Annotated in this window: 25 protein-coding genes, 3 tRNA genes and 1 other RNA gene; 14 read left to right on the forward strand and 15 right to left on the reverse strand. The window is 55.2% G+C overall.

All coding sequences use genetic code 11. From position 1 onward, the window contains the following. The 4 genes from CWM52_RS05785 to CWM52_RS05800 all read left to right on the forward strand — a co-directional run. Positions 1–157, forward strand: a non-coding RNA gene (locus tag CWM52_RS05785) — RtT sRNA; the annotation flags it as partial. Between the two features lie 40 nt (positions 158–197). Further along, positions 198–273: transfer RNA gene (locus CWM52_RS05790), tRNA-Val, on the forward strand. Between the two features lie 46 nt (positions 274–319). Then, positions 320–395 (forward strand) — tRNA-Val (locus CWM52_RS05795). Positions 396–398: 3 nt separating this feature from the next. Further along, positions 399–474: transfer RNA gene (locus tag CWM52_RS05800), tRNA-Lys, on the forward strand. Between the two features lie 212 nt (positions 475–686). On the opposite strand, the gene CWM52_RS05805 is transcribed toward CWM52_RS05800, so the two are convergent. Next, the gene (locus tag CWM52_RS05805; protein WP_100683213.1) at positions 687–1613 is read right to left on the reverse strand and encodes a LysR family transcriptional regulator; all 927 of its coding nucleotides are present in this window, start codon (positions 1611–1613) and stop codon (positions 687–689) included. An 89-nt stretch (positions 1614–1702) separates the two neighbouring features. Between CWM52_RS05805 and CWM52_RS05810 the strand changes: the two genes are divergently transcribed. After that, complete coding sequence (locus CWM52_RS05810; RefSeq protein WP_100683214.1) at positions 1703–2701, forward strand: bile acid:sodium symporter family protein; 999 nt, start codon at positions 1703–1705, stop codon at positions 2699–2701. Here the strand turns inward: CWM52_RS05810 and CWM52_RS05815 are convergent. The 3 genes from CWM52_RS05815 to zipA form a co-directional block, all read right to left on the reverse strand. Then, positions 2698–2916: a DUF3820 family protein gene (locus CWM52_RS05815; RefSeq protein WP_013878164.1), complete on the reverse strand. Its 219-nt coding sequence runs from the start codon at positions 2914–2916 to the stop codon at positions 2698–2700. The two genes, CWM52_RS05810 and CWM52_RS05815, sit on opposite strands and share 4 nt — an antisense overlap. 1 nt (position 2917) lies before the next feature. Then, positions 2918–4933 carry an NAD-dependent DNA ligase LigA gene (gene ligA, locus CWM52_RS05820; protein WP_100683216.1) on the reverse strand — a complete coding sequence of 672 codons (2016 nt, stop codon included), beginning with the start codon at positions 4931–4933 and terminating at the stop codon, positions 2918–2920. A 74-nt stretch (positions 4934–5007) separates the two neighbouring features. Beyond that, positions 5008–6036, reverse strand: a complete 1029-nt coding sequence (gene zipA / locus CWM52_RS05825; protein WP_165785350.1) for a cell division protein ZipA — start codon at positions 6034–6036, stop codon at positions 5008–5010. Between the two features lie 230 nt (positions 6037–6266). On the opposite strand from zipA, the gene cysZ reads away from it, so the two are divergent. The 5 genes from cysZ (at position 6267) to crr (ending at position 11162) form a co-directional block, all read left to right on the forward strand. Beyond that, positions 6267–7028 carry a sulfate transporter CysZ gene (cysZ, locus tag CWM52_RS05830; RefSeq protein ID WP_100683383.1) on the forward strand — a complete coding sequence of 254 codons (762 nt, stop codon included), beginning with the start codon at positions 6267–6269 and terminating at the stop codon, positions 7026–7028. A gap of 201 nt (positions 7029–7229) precedes the next feature. After that, positions 7230–8201, forward strand: a complete 972-nt coding sequence (gene cysK / locus CWM52_RS05835; RefSeq protein WP_095100420.1) for a cysteine synthase A — start codon at positions 7230–7232, stop codon at positions 8199–8201. Between the two features lie 379 nt (positions 8202–8580). Continuing rightward, the gene (gene ptsH, locus CWM52_RS05845) at positions 8581–8838 is read left to right on the forward strand and encodes a phosphocarrier protein Hpr (protein WP_000487600.1); all 258 of its coding nucleotides are present in this window, start codon (positions 8581–8583) and stop codon (positions 8836–8838) included. Between the two features lie 44 nt (positions 8839–8882). Continuing rightward, complete coding sequence (ptsI, locus tag CWM52_RS05850) at positions 8883–10610, forward strand: phosphoenolpyruvate-protein phosphotransferase PtsI (RefSeq protein ID WP_100683219.1); 1728 nt, start codon at positions 8883–8885, stop codon at positions 10608–10610. Between the two features lie 42 nt (positions 10611–10652). Next, positions 10653–11162, forward strand: a complete 510-nt coding sequence (crr, locus tag CWM52_RS05855) for a PTS glucose transporter subunit IIA (protein ID WP_003861316.1) — start codon at positions 10653–10655, stop codon at positions 11160–11162. Between the two features lie 41 nt (positions 11163–11203). On the opposite strand, the gene CWM52_RS05860 is transcribed toward crr, so the two are convergent. Continuing rightward, positions 11204–11443 carry a cytoplasmic protein gene (locus CWM52_RS05860; RefSeq protein ID WP_100683220.1) on the reverse strand — a complete coding sequence of 80 codons (240 nt, stop codon included), beginning with the start codon at positions 11441–11443 and terminating at the stop codon, positions 11204–11206. Continuing rightward, on the reverse strand, positions 11440–12306 hold the full coding sequence (gene pdxK, locus CWM52_RS05865; RefSeq protein WP_100683222.1) for a pyridoxine/pyridoxal/pyridoxamine kinase: 867 nt from the start codon (positions 12304–12306) through the stop codon (positions 11440–11442). Before pdxK ends, CWM52_RS05860 begins: the two co-directional genes overlap by 4 nt. Positions 12307–12388: 82 nt before the next feature. Here pdxK and ptsJ point away from each other — a divergent pair, with 82 nt between their 5' ends. Both ptsJ and CWM52_RS05875 read left to right on the forward strand, forming a co-directional pair. Further along, positions 12389–13684, forward strand: coding sequence for a transcriptional regulator PtsJ (gene ptsJ, locus CWM52_RS05870; protein WP_100683223.1), 1296 nt, complete (start codon positions 12389–12391; stop codon positions 13682–13684). Positions 13685–13816: 132 nt separating this feature from the next. After that, positions 13817–14218, forward strand: coding sequence for a YybH family protein (locus CWM52_RS05875; RefSeq protein ID WP_100683225.1), 402 nt, complete (start codon positions 13817–13819; stop codon positions 14216–14218). Here CWM52_RS05875 and cysM read toward each other — a convergent pair. From cysM to CWM52_RS05920, 9 genes are all read right to left on the reverse strand, one after another. Beyond that, entirely contained in the window at positions 14215–15126 is a 912-nt protein-coding gene (gene cysM / locus CWM52_RS05880) for a cysteine synthase CysM (RefSeq protein WP_100683226.1), read from the reverse strand. The two genes, CWM52_RS05875 and cysM, sit on opposite strands and share 4 nt — an antisense overlap. 119 nt (positions 15127–15245) lie before the next feature. Then, on the reverse strand, positions 15246–16340 hold the full coding sequence (gene cysA / locus CWM52_RS05885; RefSeq protein WP_100683227.1) for a sulfate/thiosulfate ABC transporter ATP-binding protein CysA: 1095 nt from the start codon (positions 16338–16340) through the stop codon (positions 15246–15248). Next, the gene (gene cysW / locus CWM52_RS05890) at positions 16330–17205 is read right to left on the reverse strand and encodes a sulfate/thiosulfate ABC transporter permease CysW (protein WP_100683229.1); all 876 of its coding nucleotides are present in this window, start codon (positions 17203–17205) and stop codon (positions 16330–16332) included. Before cysW ends, cysA begins: the two co-directional genes overlap by 11 nt. Then, on the reverse strand, positions 17205–18038 hold the full coding sequence (cysT, locus tag CWM52_RS05895) for a sulfate/thiosulfate ABC transporter permease CysT (protein ID WP_100683231.1): 834 nt from the start codon (positions 18036–18038) through the stop codon (positions 17205–17207). Before cysT ends, cysW begins: the two co-directional genes overlap by 1 nt. Beyond that, positions 18038–19054: a sulfate ABC transporter substrate-binding protein gene (locus tag CWM52_RS05900; protein WP_100683232.1), complete on the reverse strand. Its 1017-nt coding sequence runs from the start codon at positions 19052–19054 to the stop codon at positions 18038–18040. The genes cysT and CWM52_RS05900 overlap by 1 nt, the downstream gene beginning before the upstream one ends. Before the next feature lie 192 nt (positions 19055–19246). Then, complete coding sequence (locus CWM52_RS05905) at positions 19247–20146, reverse strand: Dyp-type peroxidase (protein WP_100683234.1); 900 nt, start codon at positions 20144–20146, stop codon at positions 19247–19249. 94 nt (positions 20147–20240) lie between these two features. Then, positions 20241–20816 (reverse strand): RpoE-regulated lipoprotein, encoded by a 576-nt coding sequence (locus CWM52_RS05910; protein ID WP_100683235.1) that lies wholly within the window; start codon positions 20814–20816, stop codon positions 20241–20243. A 61-nt stretch (positions 20817–20877) separates the two neighbouring features. Continuing rightward, a complete protein-coding gene (locus CWM52_RS05915) occupies positions 20878–21327 on the reverse strand; it encodes a DUF2919 domain-containing protein (RefSeq protein ID WP_100683236.1) in 450 nt (149 codons plus the stop codon). Beyond that, a complete protein-coding gene (locus tag CWM52_RS05920) occupies positions 21314–21739 on the reverse strand; it encodes a GNAT family acetyltransferase (RefSeq protein ID WP_100683238.1) in 426 nt (141 codons plus the stop codon). The genes CWM52_RS05915 and CWM52_RS05920 overlap by 14 nt, the downstream gene beginning before the upstream one ends. Positions 21740–21949: 210 nt before the next feature. On the opposite strand from CWM52_RS05920, the gene amiA reads away from it, so the two are divergent. Together amiA and hemF are read left to right on the forward strand one after the other, a co-directional pair. Continuing rightward, positions 21950–22825, forward strand: coding sequence for an N-acetylmuramoyl-L-alanine amidase AmiA (gene amiA / locus CWM52_RS05925; protein ID WP_100683240.1), 876 nt, complete (start codon positions 21950–21952; stop codon positions 22823–22825). Continuing rightward, positions 22822–23721, forward strand: a complete 900-nt coding sequence (gene hemF, locus CWM52_RS05930) for an oxygen-dependent coproporphyrinogen oxidase (RefSeq protein WP_100683241.1) — start codon at positions 22822–22824, stop codon at positions 23719–23721. The genes amiA and hemF overlap by 4 nt, the downstream gene beginning before the upstream one ends. Positions 23722–23800: the final 79 nt, after the last annotated feature.

Below are 23800 nucleotides of genomic sequence, written 5' to 3' on the forward strand. Positions count from 1 at the left end.
GAGCAGTTGACTTTTAATCAATTGGTCGCAGGTTCGAATCCTGCACGACCCACCACTCACTACCACGGTGGAACGGTAGTAAAACGTGAAGGATAACGTTGCATTAGCAACGGCCCACAGGGCAAGGCGAAGCCGAGTCATCCTGCACGACCCACCGCTTACTTTGATTAGTAAGATGTTGTATCCAGCGCAGTATCGGGTGATTAGCTCAGCTGGGAGAGCACCTCCCTTACAAGGAGGGGGTCGGCGGTTCGATCCCGTCATCACCCACCACTTTCTCGCCAGCTGGATTTCTTGTCAAAATGTGAAGTACCGAAGTGGGTGATTAGCTCAGCTGGGAGAGCACCTCCCTTACAAGGAGGGGGTCGGCGGTTCGATCCCGTCATCACCCACCACTCGGGTCGTTAGCTCAGTTGGTAGAGCAGTTGACTTTTAATCAATTGGTCGCAGGTTCGAATCCTGCACGACCCACCAATGTAAAAAGGCGCCCTAAAGGCGCCTTTTTGCTATGCGCAGAATTTAACGATTCGAACCTGCGGCAGGTTCGACAAAATCGTCGGGAACGATTTTGCATCGCCGCCTGCGGCGACCCGTAGGGCGAGTCTCAGGATGAGACGAGTGATATCCTGCACGACCCACCCGCTCTCCCCCTCACTTTTCTGTTATTTCTTAGCGCCACACCGACCTCACCGCTGATACAGCGGATCGTCGGTTCTGCCTGCGGTCAGCGTATTTCCCTCTTCACGCACGACTTCCCACAGCGCCTGCGCGGCGGTAGAGAGTGAGCGGTTTTTACGCTGCGCCAGCATCAGCTGACGCTCAACAACCGGGGTGAGTCGCTTGACCCGCAAATGACTGCCTTGGGGCAACGGCAGCGCCAACGCCGGTAGAATGCTGATGCCAATGCCTGACTCCACCATTGGAAAGAGCGTAGCAGGATGCCCAATCTCCTGCACAATACTGGCGTCAATGCCAAAATGCGCCAGGGCGGCATCAATCAACGGTCGGCTACCAGAGGCATAATCCTGCAATACCAGTCGCTGGTGGTGAAGCTCCTGCCAGCTAACCGATGCCCTTTCGGCAAAAGGATGATCCTCCCGACATAAAAGCAAAAAAGGTTCCGCCAGCACCGTTTCACATTGCAGATCGGTCGCCGCACCGGGATCGATAACAATACCGAAATCCACCTCCCCCTGGCGAATGCTTTCCAGCACCCATTGCTGCGGACGATCGTGCAGAACAAAGTCGATCTGCGGATAACGTTGATTACTGTGCGCAATACATTGTGGGATCAGGTGCGCTGAAATCGTCTGACTGGCGGCTACCCGTACGGTTCCGGTTAACTGCTGTCCGACCCGTCCGGCATCACGCAGCGTACTGTTCAGTTCATCCAGCAGCCGCTCAAGACGACCGGCCAGCTGCTGTCCCGCCTCCGTCAGCACCACCTCCCGGGTCGTACGGTCGAGCAAACGAACGCCGGTTTGGTGTTCCAGCTCTTTTACACTATGGCTGACCGCAGACTGACTAAGACCAATCATCTCCCCTGCCCGGCTGAAGCTTTTTGCTCTGGCGACGGTGACGAAGACCTTTAACTGGCGAAGCGAATAATTCATCTTTTTTATTCATGAATGGATGCAATAAATTAATTTTATTTCTCAAAATAGAAAAAGCACAATAGCGATATCGATTTTCAGGAGCGTTTATGAAACTTTTCCGCATTCTTGATCCCTTTACTCTGACTCTTGTCACCGTGGTGCTGCTGGCCTCTTTTTTCCCGGCCCGCGGCGAATTTGTTCCCTTCTTTGAAAATTTAACCACCGCCGCTATTGCGCTGCTGTTTTTTATGCACGGGGCAAAACTCTCCCGCGAGGCCATCATCGCCGGCGGCGGCCACTGGCGCTTGCATCTGTGGGTTATGTGCAGCACGTTTGTGGTGTTCCCGGTTTTAGGCGTTCTGTTTGCCTGGTGGGCGCCGATTAATGTCGACCCTGCGCTGTATACCGGATTTGTCTATCTGTGCATTCTGCCTGCAACCGTTCAGTCGGCTATTGCCTTTACCTCGCTGGCGGGTGGTAACGTCGCGGCAGCCGTCTGCTCTGCATCAGCTTCGAGTCTACTGGGGATATTTATTTCGCCACTATTGGTCGGTGTGCTGATGAATCTGCATGGCGCTGGCGGCAGCCTGGAACAGGTCGGCAAGATTATGCTGCAACTTCTGCTGCCGTTCGTTCTTGGCCACCTCTCTCGCCCATGGATTGGCGATTGGGTTGCCCGGCATAAAAAGTGGATCTCAAAAACCGACCAGACTTCGATTCTGCTGGTGGTCTATTCCGCATTCAGCGAAGCGGTTGTGAACGGTATCTGGCACAAAGTCGGCGTCGGTTCGTTGCTCTTCATCGTCGCCGTCAGCGTGGTTCTGCTGGCTATCGTGATTGCCATCAATATCTTCGTCGCACGCAAATGTGGCTTTAACAAAGCTGATGAAATCACGATTGTTTTCTGCGGTTCGAAAAAGAGCCTGGCAAACGGCATACCGATGGCCAACATTCTCTTCCCGACTTCGATTCTGGGGATCATGGTGCTGCCGCTGATGATTTTCCACCAGATCCAGCTGATGGTGTGCGCCGTACTGGCCCGACGCTACAAACGGCAGGCTGAAGCACGGCTGGCGCAGGAGAAAACCCGCGCCTCTGAGGCCTAACGCGGCTGCTTCAAGGGCTGAACCAACTGGGTCAGCCCTTCCGTTTTAATCAATAAGGTTAATGCCATCAGCTCGCCAAGATGGCCGGCAGGAAACTGGTCTTTACGGGCAAACCACAGCAAATACTCTTCCGGCACATCAATCAGGCGACGGCCTTTGTATTTGCCAAACGGCATTTCCGTATTGGCAATCTCTATGAGCTGAGCTTTATCCACGTTATTCTCCCAGCAGCCGCAGCATTTCGGCTTCGTCAATGACGGCAATGCCCAGTTCCTGAGCTTTAGCAAGCTTAGAGCCCGCCGCTTCACCGGCAATCACCAGATCCGTTTTCTTCGAGACGCTGCCGGCGACTTTCGCCCCCAGCGCCATCAGCCGCGCCTTCGCATCATCGCGAGAAAGCTGGCTGAGACTGCCGGTCAGGACAACCGTTTTACCGGCAAACGGACTGTCAATTCCCTCGGCATTAACCACCACCGGCGCAGGCCAGTTGACCCCTTCGGCGCGAAGCTGCGCGATCACATCGCGGTTGTTCTCTTCAGCAAAGAAGTGAAAGACGTGCGTGGCCACGACAATCCCCACATCCGGAACTTTTTGCAGTTCCTCAATAGAGGCCTGCTCCAGCGCTTCAATCGTGGCAAAACAGGACGCCAGCCCGGCGGCCGTTGCTTCGCCGACTTCGCGAATGCCTAATGCGTAGAGAAAACGAGCAAAGGTGGTTGCTTTCGATTTTTCCAGGGCATTAACCACGTTTTGTGCTGATTTAGGCCCCATACGATCCAGGCCGGTGAGCTTCCCGGCGGTTAAGCGAAACAGATCCGCCGGGGTGTGGACGTACTCTTTTTCAACCAACTGGTCGATAATTTTGTCCCCCATGCCCTCCACATCTAACGCGCGGCGGGAGACGAAATGTTTTAATGCTTCCTTGCGCTGAGCGCCGCAAATCAATCCGCCGGTACAGCGCGTTACCGCCTCGCCTTCGACCCGCTCGACATCAGAGTTGCACACCGGACAATGGGTCGGGAAGACGATTTCTCGCGTCTCCTCCGGGCGCTCTGAAAGTACGACGTTGACGACCTGCGGAATCACGTCCCCCGCGCGGCGAATCACCACTTTATCGCCAATTCGCAGCCCCAGACGCTCTATTTCATCGGCGTTGTGCAAAGTAGCATTGCTCACCAGAACACCGGCCACATGCACCGGCTCCAGGCGAGCCACCGGCGTGATGGCTCCGGTACGCCCCACCTGAAACTCTACGTCGCGCACGAACGTCATTTGCTCCTGCGCCGGGAACTTAAACGCCACCGCCCAACGCGGCGCACGGGCCACAAAGCCAAGCTGTTCCTGAAGCACCAGGGAATCGACTTTGATGACCACGCCATCAATATCAAAACCTAAATTCGGACGGTCTTCTTCAACTTTACGATAGTAAGTGAGCACTTCCTCTGGGGTATGGCAAAGTTTCACCCGGTCGCTCACCGGCAGCCCCCATGCTTTAAACTGCTGCAGACGGCCGGAATGACTCTCCGGCAGCTCACCGCCATTCAGCGCGCCTACGCCGTAGCAAAAGAAAGTAAGCGGTCGCTTCGCCGTAATTCGCGGATCGAGCTGACGCAGAGAGCCTGCCGCCGCGTTGCGTGGGTTAGCAAACACTTTCCCTCCGCTACGACGGGCCTCTTCGTTAATTTTTTCGAAGCCGGCCTGTGGTAAGAAGACCTCGCCGCGAACCTCCAGCCGCAGTGGAATATTATCGCCACGCAGTTTCAGCGGAATGGCGCGAATGGTCCGGACATTGGCGGTGATATCTTCGCCGGTGGTGCCGTCGCCACGGGTTGCCGCCTGAATCAGCACGCCGTTCTCATACAAAATGCTGACCGCCAGCCCGTCCAGCTTTAGCTCACAGCAATAAATCAGGTCATCACTGCTCTTCAGTCGATCCTGAACGCGCTTATTGAAGGCAAGGAAGCTCTCTTCATCAAAGACGTTGTCCAGCGACAGCATCGGAACCTCATGGCGAACCTGGCTGAATGACGCCAGCGGGGCCGCGCCCACGCGTTGGGTTGGGGAGTCAGGGGTAATCAGTTCCGGGTGCTGAGCTTCAAGCTCGCGCAGTTCGCGCATTAAGCGGTCATATTCCGCATCGGCAATCTCCGGGGTATCCATAACGTGGTACAGATATTCATGATGGCGAAGCGTGGTTCGCAGTTCAGTTAGCTTTTGTTCGATCGGTTCCATATCACACCATCAATGATAAAAAACCCCCGGCAGGCGGGGGTTCTGGATTGGTAGACGAAACGCCGGGGAATAAATCAGGCGTTAGCCTCTTTAACTTCACGAATACGGTCCTGATATTCGCGCAGTTTTTGCGGGGTCATCATCCGACGCTGATCGTCCAGCACCACACCACCGACTTCATCGGCAATATACTGTGCGGATTGCAGCATCAGTTTAAAGTTCTGTAGCTCATCACCAAACGACGGCACCTGCATAAAGATCGTGACCCCAGGCGTGGTCATATCGGCCATACCGTCAGGGTTGAAGGTACCCGGTTTAACCATATTTGCCAGGCTGAACAGAACCTGACCGCTGCCGTCCGGGCTGAGATGGCGATGAAAGATATTCATATCACCAAATTTAAAGCCCGCCTGCTGGATGCTGTTAATCAGCACTTCGCCGTTAATCTGCGAGCCCTGATGCGCAGAAACGTTCATGACGATAACCGTTTCTTTGCGTTCTTTTGGCTGCGGCGCTGGCTGCTGAGGCTCGGAGACCTGCGGTTCAGTTGTTGGCTGAGGCTGTGCGGCGACAGGCTGCGGCGCCGGCTGCTGTACCTGAGCAGGCTGCGGCGGCGCACTCTGAACAACCGCCTGCCGAGGCGCTTGCTGAGGCTGATACTGCGGCGGCACAGGTTGCTGCGGCGCGACAGGTTGCGGTGGCTGTTGCACCTGAGGAGACGGCACATGAGGCTGTGGCGCCTGATGCTGAGCGGGCTGCTGCCGTACCGGTTCTTCCGCACGCACAGGCTGCTGCACCTGACGCTCGTAAGGAGGCTGATATTGGTGTTGCGGCGGCGCCTGACGAGGTGCTTCTTGCTCCCCATGCACGCCATTTGGGGCGTGGTTAACCCGGTGAACGCGAACTTCACCTACGCCTTCAACATCGTCATCAAAGTCATCGTTCTCAGACTCTTCGTCATCGCGAGACTTCATACGTTTCAGTGGGCGATCGCGAAACATCGAAGAACGTTCTTTACGGCTGGTCCAGAAACCGTGTACCAGTAAAGCGAGTATGGCGATCGCGCCAACAATGATTAATATCAGACGCAAATCCTGCATCATTATATTCTCTGTTGTTCTAACACCTTGCCACCACGGCAAACATTTACTCACTAAGAGTATTTGCCGATTACGTCGAGTGCAAGTGTGTCTACCGCTTTCACTACATAAAGATGAACTAAATCGTGCTTTTTGCTGTTTTTTCGAACATTTCCTAACTGGTTATTGTCTGGCAACCCGATAAAATAAGCGCGCATTCAGTTAGGATGTCAAAAGAGGAGCATCGCCTGACCATGGTTTCAACATCCGCATCTACCCCGCGTAGCGGCGTCTACTATTTTTCGCAGGGCTGGAAACTGATCGGGCTGCCGGGGATTCGTCGTTACGTTTTTTTGCCTTTGTTAGTTAACATCATTCTGATGGGCGGCGCCTTCTGGTGGCTGTTCACCCGCCTGGATAGCTGGATCCCATCCTTAATGAACCATGTCCCGGACTGGCTACAGTGGCTGAACTATCTGTTGTGGCCCATCGTGGTCATCTCTATTCTGTTAGTGTTCGGTTACTTCTTCTCCACCATCGCCAACTGGATTGCCGCGCCGTTTAGCGGCCTGCTCACCGAGCAGCTCGAAGCCCGTCTGACCGGCGCCACGCCGCCGGACGTGGGCATTTTTGGCATCATGAAAGACGTGCCGCGCATTATGAAGCGTGAGTGGCAGAAGTTTGCCTGGTACCTGCCGCGCGCTATCGTACTGCTGATACTCTATTTCATTCCTGGGATTGGACAGACTCTGGCACCGGTACTGTGGTTTCTGTTTAGTGCGTGGATGCTGGCCATTCAGTATTGCGATTATCCGTTTGATAATCACAAGGTCCCTTTTAAAACTATGCGCGAGGCGCTGCGTACCCGTAAGGTCACCAATATGCAGTTTGGCGCTCTGACCAGCTTATTTACGATGATCCCGGTGTTAAACCTGGTCATTCTGCCGGTCGCCATTTGCGGCGCAACGGCCATGTGGGTCGATTGCTATCGCGATAAACACGCCATGTGGAAATAGCCGTCCTCTCCTTGCGTCTCAATGCTTCAGGCCAACAAAAGCGCGGCCTGAAGCACAGCGGCTATATACCGCGCCTTATTCCTTCTGGCTTACCATTATTCCCCTTCCGAATATAGATATGCTAAATCCTTACTTCCGCATATTCTTTAAGCGGGTATGCTGAAGCCGTACTCCCAAATTTCATACAGTTAAGGACGGGCCATGAGTAAGATTTTTGAAGACAACTCCCTGACTATCGGCCACACGCCGTTAGTACGACTGAACCGAATCGGTAACGGGCGCATCCTGGCAAAGGTTGAATCACGCAACCCGAGCTTCAGCGTAAAATGCCGAATCGGTGCCAATATGATTTGGGATGCCGAAAAACGCGGTGTACTGAAAGCAGGCGTTGAACTGGTTGAACCGACCAGCGGCAACACCGGTATCGCTCTCGCCTACGTTGCGGCAGCGCGCGGTTATAAGCTGACGCTGACCATGCCGGAAACCATGAGTATTGAACGTCGTAAGCTGCTGAAAGCACTCGGTGCGAATCTGGTGCTGACCGAAGGTGCGAAGGGCATGAAAGGCGCCATTCAGAAAGCAGAAGAGATTGTCGCCAGCGACCCGGAAAAATATCTGCTGCTGCAGCAATTCAGCAATCCGGCAAACCCGGAAATTCATGAAAAGACCACCGGTCCGGAGATCTGGGAAGATACGGACGGCCAGGTGGATGTCTTTATCTCTGGCGTCGGCACCGGCGGTACGCTGACCGGCGTGAGTCGCTATATCAAAGGCACTAAAGGCAAAAAAGATCTGATCACCGTGGCGGTTGAGCCGACCGACTCCCCGGTTATCGCGCAGGCGCTGGCAGGCGTTGAGCTGAAGCCTGGTCCCCATAAAATTCAGGGTATCGGCGCCGGCTTTATTCCGGGCAACCTTGATCTGAAACTGGTTGATAAAGTGGTGGCTATCACCAACGAAGAAGCCATCTCTACCGCACGTCGTCTGATGGATGAAGAAGGCATTCTGGCCGGTATCTCATCCGGCGCGGCCGTCGCTGCCGCACTTAAGCTCCAGGAAGATGAGGCCTTTACCAATAAGAATATTGTGGTTATCCTACCGTCCTCGGGTGAGCGTTATTTAAGCACCGCGCTGTTTGCCGATCTCTTCACCGAGAAAGAACTGCAACAGTGATGCCAGTTCGTTAATATTGTGTAAAAAAGCACCTTTTCAGGTGCTTTTTTGTGGCATACGTCAAAGTTTTACCCCTCCTGGCATTGATTCACCGCGTAGGGTCTGGTATTTAACCAACACATTTATTTTGATGCGCGAAATTATTCATAATTGGATTTCCATAAGCTGAATCGATTTTATGATTTGGTTCAAGACTTCCTTTCGCTGCATAATGTTTAATGACGTGCCAGACGTCCACGGCCAGATGGTCTGCACAGCGAATATGCTGCTGACAACTTAGCCAGACACGTAGTGCCGACGCTAACAATACAGGCTAAAGCCTTGCCGTTAGGCTAGACTTTAGGTCCACAACACTAAACCTATAAGTTGGGGAAATATAATGTTCCAGCAAGAAGTTACCATTACCGCTCCGAACGGTCTGCACACCCGCCCTGCTGCTCAGTTTGTTAAAGAAGCAAAAGGCTTCACTTCTGAGATCACTGTAACCTCCAACGGCAAAAGCGCCAGCGCCAAAAGCCTGTTCAAACTGCAGACTCTGGGTCTGACTCAGGGTACCGTCGTCACCATCTCCGCTGAAGGCGAAGATGAGCAGAAAGCAGTTGAGCATCTGGTAAAACTGATGGCTGAACTCGAATAAGTTCACGGGTTCTTTTTAATATCAGTCACAAGTAAGGTAGGGTTATGATTTCAGGCATTTTAGCATCCCCGGGTATCGCTTTCGGTAAGGCTCTCCTGCTGAAAGAAGACGAAATTGTCATCGACCGGAAGAAAATTTCTGCCGATAAGGTTGATCAGGAAGTCGAACGTTTCCTGAGCGGCCGCGCCAAGGCCTCCGCCCAGCTGGAGGTCATCAAAACCAAAGCTGGTGAAACTTTCGGTGAAGAAAAAGAAGCCATCTTCGAAGGGCACATCATGCTGCTGGAAGATGAGGAGCTCGAGCAGGAAATCATAGCCCTGATTAAAGATAAGCAGATGACTGCCGATGCGGCAGCAAATGAGATTATCGAAGGTCAGGCCACTGCCCTGGAAGAGCTGGATGATGAATACCTGAAAGAACGTGCGGCTGACGTACGTGACATCGGTAAGCGCCTGCTGCGCAACATCCTTGGTCTGGCTATCATCGATCTGAGCGCGATTCAGGAAGAAGTTATTCTGGTTGCCGCCGATCTGACTCCGTCAGAAACCGCACAGCTGAACCTGAACAAGGTGCTGGGCTTCATCACCGACGCCGGCGGCCGTACCTCCCACACCTCTATCATGGCGCGTTCCCTTGAACTGCCTGCCATCGTGGGCACCGGTAGCGTCACCACCCAGGTGAAAAACGGCGATTATCTGGTCCTTGATGCGGTGAATAACCAGGTTCTGGTTAACCCGACCAACGAACAAATCGAAGAACTGCGTAAACTGCAGGTCCAGGTCGCTGAAGAGAAAGCGGAACTGGCCAAACTGAAAGATCTGCCGGCGATTACGCTGGACGGACATCAGGTTGAAGTCTGCGCCAACATTGGTACCGTCCGTGACGTCGATGGCGCAGAGCGCAACGGCGCGGAAGGCGTAGGTCTGTACCGTACCGAATTCCTGTTCATGGACCGCGATGCGCTGCCGACTGAAGAAGAGCAGTTTGCCGCCTATAAAGCGGTTGCCGAAGCGTGCGGTTCGCAGGCCGTTATCGTTCGTACCATGGACATTGGCGGCGATAAAGAGCTGCCGTACATGAACTTCCCGAAAGAAGAGAACCCGTTCCTGGGCTGGCGTGCCGTGCGTATCGCGATGGATCGTAAAGAGATCCTGCGTGACCAGGTACGCGCCATCCTGCGCGCCTCTGCGTTCGGTAAGCTGCGCATCATGTTCCCGATGATCATCTCTGTTGAAGAAGTGCGCGCGCTGAAGAAAGAGATTGAGATCTACAAACAGGAACTGCGTGACGAAGGTAAAGCATTCGACGAAAAAATCGAAGTCGGCGTGATGGTTGAAACACCGGCAGCGGCAACGATTGCCCGTCATTTAGCGAAAGAAGTGGATTTCTTTAGTATCGGAACCAATGATTTAACACAATATACTCTGGCAGTTGACCGTGGTAATGATATGATTTCACATCTTTACCAACCAATGTCGCCATCTGTTCTGACGCTGATTAAGCAAGTTATTGATGCTTCCCATGCCGAAGGCAAATGGACTGGCATGTGTGGTGAGCTTGCGGGCGATGAACGTGCTACACTTCTGTTGCTGGGTATGGGTCTGGACGAATTCTCTATGAGCGCCATTTCCATCCCGCGTATCAAGAAGATTATTCGTAACACGAACTTCGAAGATGCGAAAGTATTAGCAGAGCAGGCTCTTGCTCAACCGACAACGGACGAGTTAATGACGCTGGTTAACAAGTTCATTGAAGAAAAAACAATCTGCTAATCCACGAGATGCGCGGCCCAAATTACTGCTTAGGAGAAGATCATGGGTTTGTTCGATAAATTGAAATCTCTGGTTTCTGATGACAAAAAAGACTCCGGAACTATTGAGATTGTTGCTCCGCTCTCTGGCGAGATCGTCAACATCGAAGACGTGCCGGATGTGGTTTTTGCGGAAAAAATTGTGGGTGATGGCATTGCCATCAAACCTACCGGCAACAAAATGGTTGCGCCGGTAGACGGTACCATCGGTAAAATCTTTGAAACCAACCATGCATTCTCTATTGAATCTGATAGCGGCATTGAGCTGTTTGTTCACTTCGGTATTGATACCGTTGAACTGAAAGGCGAAGGCTTCAAACGCATTGCCGAAGAAGGTCAGCGTGTGAAAGTCGGTGACCCGGTCATCGAATTCGATCTGCCGCTGCTGGAAGAGAAAGCCAAGTCAACCCTGACTCCGGTTGTTATCTCCAACATGGATGAGATCAAAGAACTGATCAAACTGTCCGGTAGCGTGACCGTGGGTGAAACCCCGGTTATTCGCATCAAGAAGTAATTCTTGCCGCAGAAAAAATGGCGCCTTTTGGCGCCATTTTTCTATAGGATCGATTTTACCGGCTGAAAGTATTTCTCCCGGGAGAGCACCTTCATCCCCTCCGGCCCACTTTCCAGAATCCGCCGTTCGCTATCTGAAACCAACAGTTCGCACTGGTATCCTCCTGTCACGCCAAACAGCGACCGGGCTACGCAGACATCCTCCAGGGCATCATGACCGGTGGTATCAAAATAACCGACAATACGCCCCTGCTGACGTACGACTAAACGATAGCTCTTCATGCGCTCACCTCCAGCGGTGGCAGGATCAGTTCATCGCACCCCTGCCGATCGGTCCAGGTCATGACAGCCAGCACACGCTGCGCCGCAGCCTTCGTCGCCGCGCCCAGCGCCAGCCCCGATAGCAGGCCGCTAATCAGCTCGGCGCAAAACAGGTCGCCGGTTCCCTTCAGGTCCGTTTCAACTCGTGGATGAACCACCACCTCAACCGAATCAGCCGTCACCACCAGAACGTTAATCGTTGCGCTGTCCATTCCCGGAGCGCTGGTAATCACCACCCACTTCAGCGAGTCGGATAGAAGACTGCGCGCGGCAGCGATGGCCTCCTGCTGATGACGGCAGGGCATCCCGCTCAGCGTTTCCAGCTCAAACAAGTTAGGCGTTATCCCCTGCGCCAACGGCAGCAGATGAGTACGATAGGCATCCGGAATTTCCGCCTTCACGTAAATCCCGCTATCAACATCGCCAATGACCGGATCAACAAGAATACAGAGCTGCGGGTGAGATTCGCGGATCCGGCGTAACCACTGCGCCAGACGTTCTATCTGTACCGCACTGCCCATATAACCCGTGGTCACCGCCCGTAATTCGCGCAGCGCGTCACGCTCTTCCAGCGCCTGCAGGTAGCCCACAAACCACTCTTCCGGAATCACGCCGCCATAGAAGGTATCGTAGTGTGGCGTATTACTGAATAACACCGTCGGCACGGCCATCACCCGCAGTCCATGCAGCTTAATGGCCGGTACCGCGATACTGTTACCGACGCTGCCGTACACGACCTGCGATTGCACGGCGACGATGTCGACCTCTAGCGCCCGGCTCTTGTCGTTGAAGAGCACTGATTGTATTTCGTCTTGTTGGCCCATCCCTTCTCCCTCCGCTGGACAGCGGGTCATACTCTGATTATCATTCGTCCTATGCTAAAATTCATTTTGTCATAGGTCAATAATGATCGTTGGAAAAACCGCCGGTGAAATTTTTGATAACATCCGCCATCTGATCCAAAGCGGAGTATTAAAACCCGGAGAAACGCTGCCTCCGGTGCGTGAGCTGGCTGCTGAACTGACGGTTAACCGCAACACCGTCGCTGCGGTCTATAAACGGCTGGTCACCTCCGGACTGGCCGTCAGTCAGGGGCGCAACGGTACCGTCATTAAATCGGCGAATGCCCCCCTGGCGCAGGAAGGCGGAGATCCTTCTTCCCCCCTCAGAGACATCTCCGGCGGCAACCCTGATCCCCGCCGCCTGCCGGATCTCGCTCGCTACCTGAATCAGCTCTCGGTGACCCCACACCTGTACGGCGATGCTGCCGTGGAACCGAATCTGGCGGCCTGGGCACAGCGCTGGATGCACCAGGATCTGGGAATCCATGCGGAGATTAACCTGACCAGCGGCGCCATCGACGCGCTGGAGCGGTTGCTTTGCGCCCTGCTTCTGCCCGGCGATGACGTTGTGGTTGAAGACCCCTGCTTCCTCAGCAGTATCAATATGCTGCGCTACGCCGGATTTAATGCCTGCCCGGTAGCCGTCGACGAAGAGGGGATATTGCCTGACGGGCTGGAGCAGGCTTTACGCAGCGGCGCGCGAGCCGTCATTTTGACCCCGCGTGCGCACAACCCGACCGGCTGTAGCTTCAGTGAAGCCAGGGCCGCGGCTGTTCGCGAGATTCTGACTCGCTACCCGCAGGTGCTGGTGATTATTGATGACCACTTCGCATTGTTATCGGCAACGCCCTGGTACTCCCCTCTGCCCGCCACCACTCAGCGCTGGGCGCTGGTACGCTCCCTGTCAAAAACGCTTGGGCCGGACCTGCGCCTGGCGTTTGTCGCCAGCGACAGCGCCACCTCGACCGCGCTACGTCTGCGGCTCAATGCCGGAAGCCAGTGGGTCAGTCATCTGCTGCAGGGTTTTGCCTTTGCCTGCCTGAATGATAGCGCTTTTAGCGCCTCGCTGACGGAGAGTCGACGCCATTATCGTCGGCAGAATGAAAAACTGGCCGCCGCCCTGGCCCAGCGCGGTTTTCCCTCTTACCCGCCGGGAGATGGCCTCAATTTCTGGCTACCGCTAACGGAGCCGAGTCAGCCAATAGCTTTGCGCTTAGCGCGCGCCGGCTGGTTAGTCCGCGAAGGGGAAGCGTTCGGTATTCGTACGCCATCGAACGGTCTTCGGCTATCGCCGGGGACGTTAAGCGATGACGAGATTGAGCGCCTGGCTGATGATTTACACCTTGTTCTACAGCCCTGACGCAAGTGGCCAGCGCTTTATCCGTTCCGCACAGGAGATCCGCTGCCAGGATTATCGCGAGATGAGCCAGAAGCGGTGGACATTTCTCGCTAATCTGCTGACCCATTTTCTACGCTACCCCCGGAGGCATTCATGGTAAACCCGCCGCTCAAAGCCGTCATTGAAGCGTGTGACCGCGCGATATCGCAGGAAGACTACGAGACGTTAATGGACTATTACGCCGAGGATGCCCTGCTGGTGGTGACGCCGGAACGGGTCGTGAAAGGCAAGGAGAACATCCGTAAAGCCTTTCTCGCCATTGCCGACTACTTTCAGCACCGGCTGGTGGTGACGCAAGGCAGGATGGAGATACTGGAAGGCGGCGACACTGCGCTGGTGATTATGGAAACCCGGCTGGATATCCCGACGACGGAGGGGGGAACCACCCAGGTCACGCGCCACGCCACCTATGTTTTTCGCCGCCAGGAGCAGCGCTGGCTGTGTACCGTAGATAACTCCTACGGTACCGACCTGCTGGACTCGCCTGCCCGTTAAATGCCCGCCCCCTGGCTAAAGTGCTCTTCGCCAAACACCCCGGTAGACAGGTAGCGATCGCCGCGATCGCAGACGATCGCCACCACGACCGCGCCGGGGTTTTCACGCGCGATGCGTAACGCGCCGGCTACCGCACCGCCGGAGCTGACGCCGCAAAAAATCCCTTCCCGCACTGCCAGCATACGCATGGTGTTTTCCGCGTCCTGCTGATGAATATCCAGCACCGCATCAACCAGCGAAGCATTAAAAATTCCCGGCATATACTCTGCCGGCCAGCGCCGAATCCCCGGAATGCTGCTGCCCTCTTCCGGCTGTAATCCCACGATGCTCACCGGCTTATTCTGTTCACGCAGAAAACGGGACACGCCGGTAATCGTGCCGGTGGTGCCCATACTGGAGACAAAATGGCTGATTCGCCCGGCGGTCTGCTGCCAGATTTCCGGCCCGGTGGTGGTGTAATGCGCATAAGGGTTGTCGGGATTATTGAACTGATCCAGCAATTTCCCTTCGCCGCGCTGAGCCATTTCCGCCGCCAGATCGCGCGCGCCTTCCATCCCCTGCTCTTTGGTGACCAGAATCAGTTCGGCACCGTAGGCCAGCATCGCGGCGCGGCGTTCCTGGCTCATGTTGTCCGGCATCAGGAGCTTCATCTGATAGCCTTTCAGCGCGGCAATCATCGCCAGCGCGATACCGGTATTCCCGCTGGTGGCTTCTATCAGGACATCGCCGGGCTTTATTTCACCGCGTTTTTCGGCTTCAACGATCATTGAAAGCGCGGCGCGGTCCTTGACTGAACCCGCCGGGTTGTTGCCTTCCAGTTTGACCCAGATTTCACTGCCGTTGTCCGGTCCCATGCGCTGAAGCTTGACCAGAGGGGTATTGCCGATAGTGTGTTCAAGTGTATTCACGATTTTTACTCAATAAAAAAGCCGGGTTGCGCGCAGCGATCCCGGCCTACAAGACGTAGTGATAACTGTAGGCCCGGTAAGCGCAGCGTCACCGGGCGATAAACATATTCAATAAACTATCAGGCTGACTCCGCCAGAGCAATATCCTCACGCGGCTCTATCCGCTGATTGCCGTTATACAGTCGCGCATTCTGTAAGCCGACGAACAGTCGCTCACCGCGATACGGCGCGACATCGCCCGGCAGCACGACGGTCAGCGGTTCGTCATACCACCCCAATGGCTGAACAACTAATTGGGTGTAGTGCCCTTTCGGACTGGCTTCCAGTACCTGGACCGGCAGCGGTGAATCGAGGCTGGTACGGCGACTGATATCCACTTCCCACGGGCGCAGGAACAGATCCACCGGCCCTTGATAAGCCGGGGTATACCCCAGCGGCCAACGATGGGCGCCGACATGGAACTGACCGCCGCGCACAATCCCTTTCAGGCGGTTAACCTCGCCCATAAACTCCAGGACAAAGCGGGTGGACGGTTCACGCCAGACCTGTTCCGGCGCATCGGCCTGCTCGATATTGCCCTGGCTCATGACCACCACGCGATCGGCTACTTCCATCGCTTCCTCCTGGTCATGGGTCACGAATACGCTGGTAAACTTAAGCTCTTCATGCAGTTGACGCAGCCAGCGACGCAGTTCTTTACGCACCTGAGCGTCCAGCGCGCCGAAGGGTTCATCGAGCAGCAGAATTTGCGGCTCCACGGCCAGCGCACGTGCTAACGCCACGCGCTGCTTCTGCCCGCCGGAAAGCTGCGCCGGGTAGCGATCGGCAAGATGAGCCAGCTGCACCATTTCCAGCAGCCGGGTGACTTTCGCTTTGATCCCGGCGGCATTCGGACGTTCACGGCGCGGCAACACCGTCAGCCCAAAAGCGATGTTCTCAAAGACCGTCATATGACGGAACAGCGCATAGTGCTGGAAAACAAAGCCCACTTTACGGTCACGGGCGTGAACGCGGCTCACGTCGGTGCCATGAAAACGAATATGGCCGCTGGATTGATTCTCCAGGCCGGCAATAATACGCAGCAGCGTGGTTTTGCCGGAGCCGGATGGCCCCAGCAGCGCGACCATCTGTCCGGAAGGGATATCCAGAGAGATATCATTCAGCACCTGAGTGCGTCCAAAAGATTTCTTAATATTGACAATCTCAATGCTCATGATTCCCCTCCAGTTGCGCGCGTTTTTCCTGATTGGCCAGACGCCATTGCAACATACTCTTTAAAAACAAGGTCAAAATAGCCATTAACGTCAGCAGAGCGGCGGCGGTAAAGGAACCGACGGTGTTGTAATCCTGCTCCAGCAATTCAATCTGCAGCGGCAGCGACAGAGTTTCACCGCGAATCGAGCCCGAAACCACCGAAACGGCGCCGAACTCCCCGATAGCGCGCGCGTTGGTCAACACCACGCCGTACAACAGCGCCCAGCGGATGTTCGGCAAAGTCACCCGACGGAACATCTGCCAGCCGGAGGCGCCGAGCAGAATCGCCGCTTCATCTTCGTTACTCCCCTGACTCATCATCACCGGAACCAGCTCACGCACCACAAACGGGCAGGTAACGAAGATGGTGGCCAGCACCATGCCCGGCCAGGCGAACATAATTTGCAGGTTATGCGCATCCAGCCAGCCACCGAGCGGGCCGTTGGAACCGTAGAACAGCAGATAGACCAGACCCGCCACCACCGGCGAGACGGCAAAAGGAATATCCAGCAGCGTCAGTAGCAGCTGGCGGCCTGGGAAGTTAAAACGCGTCACCAGCCATGCCAGCAGCGTACCGAAAACCAGGTTAACCGGTACGGTAATCAGCGCAATCATCACCGTCAGCCAGATTGCATGCAGCATGTCCGGGTTAGCCAGATTTTGCAGCACCGGCATCAGCCCTTTGCTGAAGGCCTGGACGAAGATGTAGACCATCGGCACGATCAGAATGAAGGCAGAAACCAACATTCCGGTGCCAATCAGAAACCATTTCCTCCAGTTGATGCGGGGAGCATCGTAACGCTTCAATTGAGTAACTTCCGCCATTAGTGACCTACCACACGTCGACCAAAGCGACTTTGCAGGGTGTTGATGGAAAACAGCAGCAGCAGCGAAGCCGCCAGGATCACCGACGCAATCGCGCTCGCCGCCGGGTAATCAAACTCCTGCAAACGAATAAAAATCATCAGCGAGGTGACTTCGGTTTTCCATGCGATGTTGCCGGCGATAAAAATCACCGCGCCGAATTCGCCCAGGCTGCGGGTAAACGATAGCGCAATCCCAGCCAGCAGCGCCGGAGAGAGCTCAGGCAGCACCACTTTGCGGAAACTCTGCAGGCGGGTGGCGCCCAGCGTTTCCGCCGCTTCTTCATATTCCGGCCCCAGCTCTTCGAGTACCGGCTGTACGGTACGTACCACGAAGGGGATGCTGGTAAAGGCCATGGCGACCGCGATACCGAGCCAGGTATAGGTCACCTTGATATCAAACTTCGCCAGCCACTCGCCGTAAAAACCGTTAACCGAAAACAGGGAAGCCAGAGTCAGACCGGCAACCGCCGTCGGCAGGGCAAACGGCAGATCCATCAACGCATCGAGCAGCGTACGGCCCGGAAAACGATAGCGCGTCAGAATCCACGCCATCAGCAGGCCAAATACGCCATTAAAAATTGAGGCGACAAACGCCGACAGCAGGGTCACTTTATAGGCCGCTACCACCTGCGGGTTGGTGACGACATCCCAGTATTGACTCCAGGTCATCTGCGCCAGTTGCATCACCAGCGCACTCAGGGGGAGCAGTAAAATCAGACAGACAAACAGCAGGCTGGTGCCGAGGCTCAGGGTAAACCCCGGCAGCACGCGCTTAGATGCAGCAGCAAACATTACTTACGCCCCGCCGCCAGTAGTTTGTCCAGCTCGCCGCCGCTGGCAAAGTGGGTTTTCATCACGTCTGGCCAGGAGCCAAACTGGTCTTCGACGCGGAACAGTTCGGTCTGCGGGAATTTATCTTTCAGCGAATCCATTACCTTCGGGTTATTCACGCGATAGTAATAGTCGGTGACGATGGTCTGCGCCTGCGGGCTGTAGAGCCAGTTCAGATAAGCCTTTGCCGCCTTCTCAGTCCCGTTGGCCTTGACGTTTTTGTCCACCCAGGCGACCGGGAACTCCGCCAGAATATTGACCTTCGGCACGACGACTTCGAAGCCCTGGTCCTCATACTGTTTGCGAATATTGTTCACTTCCGATTCAAAGGTAATCAGCACATCGCCGAGTCCACGTTCAACGAAGGTGGTGGTCGCGCCGCGACCGCCGGTATCAAATACCTCGACGTTTTTCAGGAACTGGGTCATGAACTGTTCGGTTTTCGCTTTATCGCCGCCGTCGGCTTTATCTGCGGCTCCCCATGCCGCCAGATAGGTATAGCGCGCGTTGCCGGACGTTTTCGGATTCGGGAAAATCAGCTTCACGTCCGGGCGCACCAGATCGCTCCACTCATGAATATTCTTCGGGTTCCCCTTACGCACCAGGAACGCCATGGTGGAATAGAACGGCGAGCTGTTGTTCGGCAGACGGCTTTGCCAGTCGGCGGGAATCAGATTGCCTTTGTCATGCAGGATCTGTACATCCGTCACCTGGTTATAGGTCACCACATCGGCTTTTAAGCCCTGCAATATAGCCAGCGCCTGTTTAGACGAGCCGGCATGAGATTGTTTGATAGTCAGCTTATCGCCGCCGTTATCTTTCGCCCACTGCTGTTCAAACGGCGGATTAAGGGCAGCAAACAGCTCACGGGAGACATCATAAGAGCTGTTCAGCAGCTCAGTCGCCTGCGCCTGCGCAACCAGCAGCATCGAAGCAGCCAGTGCCAGATATCCTTTGTTCAGTGATTTAACTGCCATTGCGCACCCTTATCAATTTGATGATTTTCTGCTGATCATCATATTTATAACGGCGATGAAAGGAGTAACGGTTTTATATACCGTTTGGCGATTTGGAAGTCGAAAAGAGAATAAGCAGTTGGCAAAGCTTTGCCGAAAGCGACTCACCCCGCTCCTTTCCCGTCCAGGAGAGGCTCAGGGTGAGGGGAAAGGTTACAACGCCTGAATACGATCCAGCGACGGAGCGAAGTAGTAGCCGCCGGTCACCGGTTTGGTAAAGCGCAGCATGGCGTCGCGTTTACCATCGGTATCGCCAAACATGCTCAGCAGCTGCTGTTCAATGTTGTGGATACGCGCGCAGTAAGCGCAGAAATAGAGGCCGTGTGTGCCGCTGGCGGTACCGTAAGGCAGGCTCTGACGTACAATCTTCAGCCCTTTGCCGTCTTCTTTTAAGTCGACGCGGCTCAGGTGCGAGGTTGCCGGGCGGTCGTCGCCATCAATCTCTTCGTTGGCTTCTTTGGTGCGGCCAATCATCATTTCCTGATCCGGCACGCTCATGCGATTCAACTGCCTGAGGTTATGCTCCCAGCGCTGAACGAACACATAGCTGCCGCCGGCATCCACGCCATCTTTGATAATCGCCACGTCACGACGAGTCTCAAGACCGGCCGGGTTTTCCGTGCCGTCGACGAAACCGCTCAGGTCGCGCTCGTCAATCCAGCGGAAACCGTGAACCTCTTCTTGCACTTCAATCACATCGCCAAAGGCCGCCACGGCAGCCTGGGCAACGGAGAAATTCACCTCATGACGCGCGGAGAGGATATGAATCAGGACATCGTACTGGGTGGATGGCGCCAGACCCTTGCCGTATACCGGGAAATCTTTAAGCTCTTCGGCACCGACACCGCCGCTCAGCTGGCGCCAGACGTTATTGCCAAAAGCCACCACGGCGCCCAGCTGCGCATCCGGAAATTGCGTTTGAAAGGTCGCTAATTTATCAATAAAGACTTTGCTGGCTTCGCGCAGGGCATTGACGTCCCCTTTGACATTGGCTTCAATCCAAATCGCCGCACGGCAATGTTCCGGCAAAATGCCGCTCTGAACCTGAGACATCGCTCCTCCTGAAATGATACAACCACAACACTGTGGCACTTTTATCGCGCTATTGTACCCGTTTTTTCCCTGTGCCGTGTCCCTTCAGATCAAATTAGCCGCGCCAGATAATTTTGCTGATTTTCCAGTTTTTCAGCGTGTCGTCGGAAGGCATCAGCTCTTCCGGACCATTCCAGTGGCCGGTAAAGGCGTAGCTGATATGCTGACTGCCGTCCGCCTTGCACTCCACCACGGTGCCATTATCGCTTGCGCCTTTCTGACAATGACCAAAGGCTTTGCTGTACAGCTCGCTAAACGGAGTGCCAACCTGAACGCCGCGCTCCGTTTTAATCTCGCTATCCCGCACTTCGATACGGTTGATGGTTCCCCCGTCGCCGTTAATGGTCATCGCGACTTTGTCATCTTTCAGCGCCTCAAAGTAGCGCACGATATTACCGTTGGCCGCTTTCATGCCGCTGCGCAGGCGATAACTCCCGCCAAGCGCATCGCTGATGGCCTGTTCATTGAGCGGCGTTGCCGCCGTCAGTTTACCCACGCCCTGCTCGGTCACTTCCATTGAGGAACCAAACCAGTTCCACGGATAGGCTGCTGACCAGTTAACCGTACTCATCGTGGAGCAGCCGGTTAATGCCAGCGGTAGCGCGCAGAGAAGTAAACGTAGCGATTTCATGACACGGTCCTTTCTTGTTTATTTGACGCCTGTTGGAGTGCAGGATCGGCAAAAAGTGCCGTTAAACTCGATCTTCCTGAAAACAGGCTTTGAGCCGACGGTTGGCTAACAGCCACCAGAAGGCATAGAGATCGGCGACCAGCAGGCCGATAGTCAGCATCGATGGCGACTCGCCGCTCAGCCATAGCAGCGGTTGCCAGAGCAGCAGCAGTGTCTGAGAAAGCACCAGCAGCCAGCGCATTAGCGGCCAGAGACGGGGAAAACGCTGCCGCTGCCCGCTGACGATAAACGCCGCTACCGCCGGAATACCCGGCAATAACCCCAGCCAGAAATTATTGTGATCGGGATAGAACAGGTTCAGTAACACATCGCCCTGTTGACGGGAGGCCCCCGCCATAATGAACAGCACCCAGGTCCGCGCCTGCAGCAGCAGGACGCACCAGAACAGAAACGGCAGCCTGAGCCGACCGTGGGCATCAAAATCAGAGGGGATAAACTCAGTATTCTTCATCTTCAATCAAACGTTTACCCAGACTCAGGACATCGGCATATTCGTAACCAAGTCGTTCATACATCCCCTGCACCACCTCATTATCATCGCGAACCATGATGTTAATTTTCGGGCAGCCGCGAGCAATGAGCTTTTTTTCCAGCCGGTTCAGCAGCGCATTGGCGATACCGCGGCCGCGGTATTCCGGATGCACGCCCAGGTAGTAGGCGGAACCGCGATGACCGTCATAGCCGCCCATCACCGTGCCAACCACCTCGCCATTCACTTCCGCGACCAGAAACAGGCTGACATCGTGGTTAACCTTACGCTCAATGTCCATTTCCGGGTCATTCCACGGGCGCAGAAGCTCGCAGCGCTCCCACAGCGTAATCACTTCTTCGAAATCTTGCTGGCGAAAAACGCGTATCTCCATGGTATTCCCCATTTTTCAGGCTTAAAAACAGCGATTATGGCGCGATTTCAGCGGATAGCCAATATCAGGCGAAATGAAGTGGAAAAAATGGCATAATACGCACTGTCATGTATTGAAATGAAAAGTAAAACAATTCTTATTTTGAATGGTCGTAACGAGAAACGCGATACGATATAACACCAGGTACCACTTGTTTGCAATTCAGGCCGAATGAGCACTTTTAAACCCTTAAAAATACTTGCTTCGCGCCGCCAGGTGCTGAAAGCAGGACTGGCTGCCATGACCCTTTCCGGGGTTTCATCGCAGGTCATCGCAAAAGAACAACCGCTGACAACGTCCAATGGCCACAGTAAACCGGCGGCGAAAAAGGCGGGCGCAAAACGTATCGTTATGCTCGACCCGGGTCATGGCGGTATTGATACCGGCGCTATCGGTCACAACGGTTCCAAAGAGAAACACGTCGTACTGGCGATTGCTAAAAACGTCCGCAGCATCCTGCGCAGCAACGGCATCGATGCACGCCTGACGCGTTCCGGCGATACCTTTATCCCGCTGTACGACCGCGTGGAAATTGCCCACCAGCACGGCGCCGATCTCTTTATGTCGATTCACGCCGACGGCTTTACCAATCCCAGCGCCGCCGGCGCGTCGGTATTTGCCCTCTCCAACCGCGGCGCGAGTAGCGCCATGGCGAAATACCTCTCCGACCGCGAAAACCGCGCCGATGAGGTCGCCGGTAAAAAAGCGACGGCGAAGGACCATCTTTTGCAGCAGGTGCTGTTTGACCTGGTGCAGACCGATACCATTAAAAACAGCCTGACGCTGGGCTCGCATGTCCTGAAAAATATTAAGCCGGTGCATAAGCTGCATAGCCGTAACACTGAACAGGCCGCCTTCGTGGTATTGAAGTCGCCGTCAATCCCGTCCGTACTGGTTGAGACCTCATTTATCACCAACCCGGGCGAAGAAAAACTGTTAGGCACCACCGCGTTCCGGCAAAAGATCGCCAGCGCGATCGCTTCCGGCATTATCAGCTACTTCCACTGGTTCGATAACCAGAAGGCCCACTCAAAGAGACGTAAATGAAGCCCGACGCGCAGCAGGTAAAACGCTATCTCCTCCAGCTCCAGGAGACCATTTGCCAGAAACTGAGCGCCGTTGACGGCGCGGAATTTGTCGAAGACAGCTGGCAGCGCGAAGGCGGTGGCGGCGGTCGCAGCCGGGTTCTGCGCAATGGCGGCGTGTTTGAGCAGGCGGGCGTGAACTTCTCCCACGTTCACGGCGACGCCATGCCAGCTTCGGCAACGGCGCATCGCCCGGAACTGGCCGGCCGTAGCTTTGAGGCGATGGGCGTTTCTCTGGTGGTGCATCCGCGGAATCCCTATGTGCCGACCAGCCATGCCAACGTGCGTTTTTTCATTGCTGAAAAACCCGGCGCAGAGCCGGTGTGGTGGTTCGGCGGCGGGTTTGACCTGACGCCGTTCTACGGCTTTGAGGAGGATGCGATTCACTGGCATCGCACGGCTCGCGATCTGTGCCAGCCCTTCGGCGAAGAGGTGTACCCGCGCTATAAAAAATGGTGCGATGACTACTTCCACCTTAAACATCGCCACGAGCAGCGCGGAATTGGCGGCCTGTTTTTTGACGATTTGAATACCCCGGATTTTGACCACGCCTTCGCCTTTATGCAGGCGGTGGGTAACGGCTATACGGATGCCTTTCTGCCGATAGTTGAGCGGCGCAAAGCCATGCCATATGGCGAGCGCGAGCGGAATTTTCAGCTCTATCGCCGCGGCCGCTACGTGGAGTTCAATCTGGTGTGGGATCGCGGGACGCTGTTTGGCCTGCAGACCGGCGGGCGCACGGAGTCGATTCTGATGTCGATGCCGCCGCTGGTGCGCTGGGAGTATGACTACCAGCCGGAAGAAGGCAGCCCGGAGGCTGCCCTGAGTGAGTTTATCCAGGTCCGCGAGTGGATTTAAGCCGGGCGGCGCTTCCGCTTGCCCGGCCTACGTTATCCCGCAGAGCGGGCTTGCCCGGCTCACGTTATCCTGCTGCCCG

The organism is Raoultella sp. T31 (assembly GCF_002806725.1).
GTDB classification, from domain to species: domain Bacteria; phylum Pseudomonadota; class Gammaproteobacteria; order Enterobacterales; family Enterobacteriaceae; genus Klebsiella; species Klebsiella electrica.